This window comes from Faecalicoccus sp., from assembly GCF_036552745.1.
Taxonomy (GTDB): domain Bacteria; phylum Bacillota_I; class Bacilli_A; order Erysipelotrichales; family Erysipelotrichaceae; genus Faecalicoccus.
Genome location: NZ_JAXKBY010000086.1, coordinates 1 through 4,740 on the forward strand (window position 1 = coordinate 1; position 4,740 = coordinate 4,740).

At 35.8% G+C, this 4,740-nt stretch carries 5 protein-coding genes, 1 other RNA gene and 1 pseudogene; all 7 read right to left on the reverse strand.

Going from position 1 to position 4,740, the window contains the following annotated elements; genetic code table 11:
* Positions 1-594: 594 nt before the first annotated feature.
* Positions 595-663, reverse strand: a pseudogene (locus U0M88_RS10385) (HNH endonuclease); the annotation flags it as partial.
* Between the two features lie 293 nt (positions 664-956).
* On the reverse strand, positions 957-1,358 hold the full coding sequence (locus U0M88_RS04150; protein WP_117446465.1) for a type II toxin-antitoxin system HicB family antitoxin: 402 nt from the start codon (positions 1,356-1,358) through the stop codon (positions 957-959).
* Between the two features lie 59 nt (positions 1,359-1,417).
* Entirely contained in the window at positions 1,418-1,615 is a 198-nt protein-coding gene (locus tag U0M88_RS04155; RefSeq protein ID WP_300399017.1) for a type II toxin-antitoxin system HicA family toxin, read from the reverse strand.
* Positions 1,616-2,223: 608 nt separating this feature from the next.
* Positions 2,224-2,613: a transfer-messenger RNA gene (gene ssrA, locus U0M88_RS04160) on the reverse strand.
* A gap of 20 nt (positions 2,614-2,633) precedes the next feature.
* Positions 2,634-3,086 carry an SsrA-binding protein SmpB gene (gene smpB / locus U0M88_RS04165; RefSeq protein ID WP_022790381.1) on the reverse strand — a complete coding sequence of 151 codons (453 nt, stop codon included), beginning with the start codon at positions 3,084-3,086 and terminating at the stop codon, positions 2,634-2,636.
* Complete coding sequence (locus U0M88_RS04170; protein WP_331869001.1) at positions 3,086-4,288, reverse strand: CapA family protein; 1,203 nt, start codon at positions 4,286-4,288, stop codon at positions 3,086-3,088. Before U0M88_RS04170 ends, smpB begins: the two co-directional genes overlap by 1 nt.
* Before the next feature lie 59 nt (positions 4,289-4,347).
* Positions 4,348-4,740: sugar phosphate isomerase/epimerase family protein (locus tag U0M88_RS04175; RefSeq protein WP_331869002.1), on the reverse strand; the 393-nt coding region annotated here is incomplete at its 5' end.

Sequence of the window (4,740 nt, forward strand, 5' to 3'; positions counted from 1 at the left end):
AAAGATTCCGACTTTTTCTTTGTCAAGCTTTTTTAGATTTTTTTTCACAAATAAAAGAGCCTCGCCTATTTTAGACAAGACTCATAAGATCATGTTTTGCTTAACTTAATGACATTGGTAGCAATACTACAATTTTTGTCATGCCTTATTAGTAAAAAACTATCTAGACTTGATTGCCTGTATAGTTATAGTTGTCTTAACTTAATGACATTGAGAGTAACTCTCTTTTTTTGTGCTTATTACACTACTTCTTTAATTTCTTCTCGAGCCACTTGCAGATGAGTCAGGCAAGCACATCCACTAAATAGACTGATATAGCATATTGAATAGATACAAAGATAAAATAACTGCAAAATTAGCTTTAACTACATCTTAACAGTATTCCAATATCCTGATAATTCATGATGATTCCACCTCTTTCAATAAAAACGAAGATAACGAACTAAAGCAATTTTTTGATAACTTTTTTCATGTGTTTATGCTGATCATAAACCAAATGGAAAAAAATCACGATTATAAAGTAGGTTTTTATCTTATCCTTAGCTTGGGAACCACTTCAAATATTCTTGGCTTTTTTTTAGATCCCTTACTCCTTCATAATCTATCAGGCTTCTGCCAGTTACAAGTCCAATGAGCCAACTGTAAGTTGTTTATGTCGCTTGGATGTCCGCCTTAATTGACGGGAATAATATGATCAATACATGCTGATAAAAGATGAGGATACTTGCAGCTAAAGCCGACAGGCTTATCACATAATCCACACACCTCTTGAATAACAAATATCTTTTTCTTATTCCGCTCAAAGGCTAGGCGGTGGGTACCACCTTGATGATGTCTATTTCTTTCCACAAAATCACTTCTTTCCAAAAGAAAAAGCCTCAAACTTTTTATCTGAGACTTCTTGATGATATTAATATACTCTCTTTTTGGTACACAGTGTGTACTCTTTATAATTCTTACTGATTCAATCCAAGCTTTTGTTTAATTGCAGCTTCCAATACTTGTGAATAATTAATATGATTATTCTCTGCTATTTCTTTTAGCCATGCCGGTAAAGTACAATTTGTTTTTACTTTTTTATTATTGTACTTTTCCACTACAACATCAGGATAGATTGTAACCGGACATACAATACATCCCTCTGCATCTTCCTTTGATACCTTTCCTGTTGATTTGGGTACCTCTTCTCCATCTTTTACCATGCCATAATAATGTAATTCCAACGCATCCTTTGCATTTTTTAAAGCATCCTCTAGATTTTTTCCGTCTGAATAACAACCAGGCATATCCGGAAAATACAAACTATACGATTTTTCTCCTGATGGTTCTAAGACAGCTAAATAAGTTAATCCTTTCATAGCATTTTCTCCGTCCTTTCTTTTTTATAATTGAGATGCCAAACCTATGACCTGCCGGGCTATTTTTTATTTAGTCCAGCCTGGTCATAGATACTTTTTTCAGTGCCCGGAGCGATTGTCCGTCCGCCATGTTTAGGAACTGTAACTCTTCCTGATTTTGTTGGATGTTTGAATTGCACATGAGATCCGCTCTGTCTAACTTGATACCACCCATCTTTTTTCAAGATTTTCACAATTTCTCTAAAAGTTTTTGGCATCTTTTTTCCTCCCTGCAAGTATATTATACGCCTTTATATACGTACGTCAATATATTAATACGTATTTTTATACGTATACATTAAATTAGCTTCGCTATCTCACTTCTGATATGTTTCCATAAACCTTTTCTTGAATAACCATATTTCTCGACTACATTCCAACTATTTAAAAAGAAGAAATGTAAATCAAACAAAAAAAATCTGGTCCGCTAAAGAAAAAGCTCAATGGGTTTACACTCATTGAGTCTTCGTCTGTAATAATTAATTTCAGATTCAATCCTACCTTCTTCCGTAAAAACGGCTATAGGACTTGTATATCCACCATGAAAAGCAGAGATTGGTTTACTTTATCTTTGTCCATATTCTGATACCTTCTTTTTTGATCAAAAACAAAATCGATGATTCTTTGATTGCCGAAAGATTAGGAGATACAGTGACAGAGCTAAGAAAAACTTATGCACATATATATGATTCTATGAGACAAAACATGAAAAAAATATTGGATGAAACATGTAAAATTGAATAAAATTCGCAAATTTTTGCAATTTTTTCGCAATTTTTGATAAAAAATTAAAAAAACTCCTTTACATAAAGGAGTTACAAGCTATTGGTGGAGATGAGGAGAGTCGAACTCCTGTCTAAGCAAAGTCCCACGATACAACGTTTACAGCTTTTCTTATCAAAATAATCCTAAGCTTTGGATAAGAACAAAGATCTTAAGATGTGATCCTAAAATTTTCGTATGAAGTATCGGATCACTACTTCATCTTATCTTCTTTATGTGTCCTGCAATAGCTGATAAGAAAGCGAACCTAGACTATTGGGGCTGCAAGCCAAACGTAGGCAATTAAATTAAGCAGCGAAAGCCATGCTCTGGTTTACACCAAAAACATTAGCAAGTTTAGTTTTAGCAATTAATTTTAAGTGGTTTTCACACGTGTCCTTCGTGGCTGTGGTCATATCCAAACGTTTACTCATCGAATACCATAAACATCCCCAGGAAAGCCATTATAACGCACTAATAATCATTCTTCAAGGCCTTCTGAATCTCTTTTTGCGCATCCTTTTTCTTCTGCGCTTCTCGTTTATCATGCAGATTTTTACCCTTAGCCAGAGCAATCTCTAATTTCGCCAAGCCTTTACTTAAATACAGTCGTGTAGGTACTACCGTATAGCCTTTTATACGTGCCGACTGCTCCAACTTCAAAATCTCTTTTTTATGCAACAATAGTTTTCGATCTCTTGTTTCCTCATGATTAAATATATTCCCATGCTCATACGGTGCAATGTGCATTCCCTTGATATAAGCCTCGTTGCCATAAAAACTAATATAAGAGTCTTTTAACTGTACTTTTCCTTTTCGAATACTTTTGATTTCCGTTCCCTTTAAACAAAGGCCGGCTTCAAATCGATCATACAGCTCGTACTCATGACGTGCTTTACGATTTTCCGCAACTAATTTCTGATTCATTATTCAACTACCACCTCGATTCCTTCCGGTGATCCCATGATTTCTTTTACATAATTTTGAATCCAAGCCTTAGACATATCATAGCCCAAAGAAGCTACATAATGTGTTGGAATATAATCATCGTTGTAATCATGGATCGTCATCACTTTAAAAGTAGTAAAAGCAGGATCATAATACATCACCGTTGGTGTAAATTTCACATTTTTAAATAATGTTTCCTGCGTATCAAAATCATACTGTAAGGTAAAGCTGGCCATACCGCCAACCATACCTTCATTGGTATCCTGTGCACTTAAAAAGTTTCCTAAAGAATAATAGCACAAAGTATCCTGTTTTTCGCCTTGGATGATTTCTGCCGGTTTGATGACATGCGGATGTGTTCCAATAATAACTTCAACGCCCCACTCATTCATCTTTTGCGCCAAGGCTTGTTGATCTGCTTCAATTTCTGTATGATATTCCGTTCCCCAATGCATGGAGACGATCTGCACATCGCTGATTTTCGATAATGCTTCCATATCCTTTTGAATTTGATCTTCATCGATTAATTCCACTAACCATGGCATATCTTCTGGCAGTGGAATTCCATTCAAACCATAGGTATAGCCTAAAAGGCCTACCTTGATACCGTTCACTTCACGGACGATGTATTGATTAGATTCTTCTTCACTACGATATGCTCCTGTCACCGAAACATCCGGATAGTTTTCATGAAGATAGTTTAATTCCGCCAGTAAGGCATCGCTGCCTTTATCTAAACTGTGATTACTGCTGGCAGCTAACCAGTCAAATCCTGTATTGGCAACCGCATCCAAGATTTGTGTCGGGCCGTTAAACTGCGGATAATGACTTAATCCGAACTCTTCACCCGCACAAATTGTTTCCTGATTGATAAAAGAAAGATCGGCCGGTTCAATATAAGGCTTCATCAAGGCATAGTCTTCATTAAAATCATAATCGGTGACACCCATTTCATATTGCGAAAAAATAGCCTGATGAATCAAATTATCGCCTACGCCCGCAAAGGTAAAGGATGAACTGCCTTTTTCTTCTTTCGATTCAGACTTTGTTTCGGTTTCCTGCTTCACAGTCTCTTGTTTAGGGCGCATAAAATACATAGCACCGGAAACAATGCTTGATCCCACTGACAGCACAACTAAGATTGCTAATAAATATAAAAATACACGTTTATTTCTATTCATGTCTTAATCATACCAAAATTAAATACGAAAAAGAACATCTTTTAAGATGTTGTCTAGAATTATAATTGTATCAATTGTCGCATACTTTGAATTGTTCCCTGTGTATCCACTTCCGGTTCCAGGGAAAGAATACAATCACATGTTTCCTGTATTGACTTTACTAATGTTTTATAGTCAATATCCCCATTCAATAGTGGAACATGCACAAACGGTTTTACAAGCCCGGAAACATAATGATAGTTTTTCAAGTGAATATGCCCTATATATGGATATAGATGCAGCAGTTCTTCTTCCAGGCTCCAATCCATATATTCTTTAGGCACATTTTCTCGAATGGCACGATAAGAGTTGGCCGGATCCCATAACAGCTTTAAATACGGATCATTGATTTCCTGTACGACTTGTAGTGTCATTTTTCCTTTTGGTAAATGGGAGTAGGGACAATTCTCCAG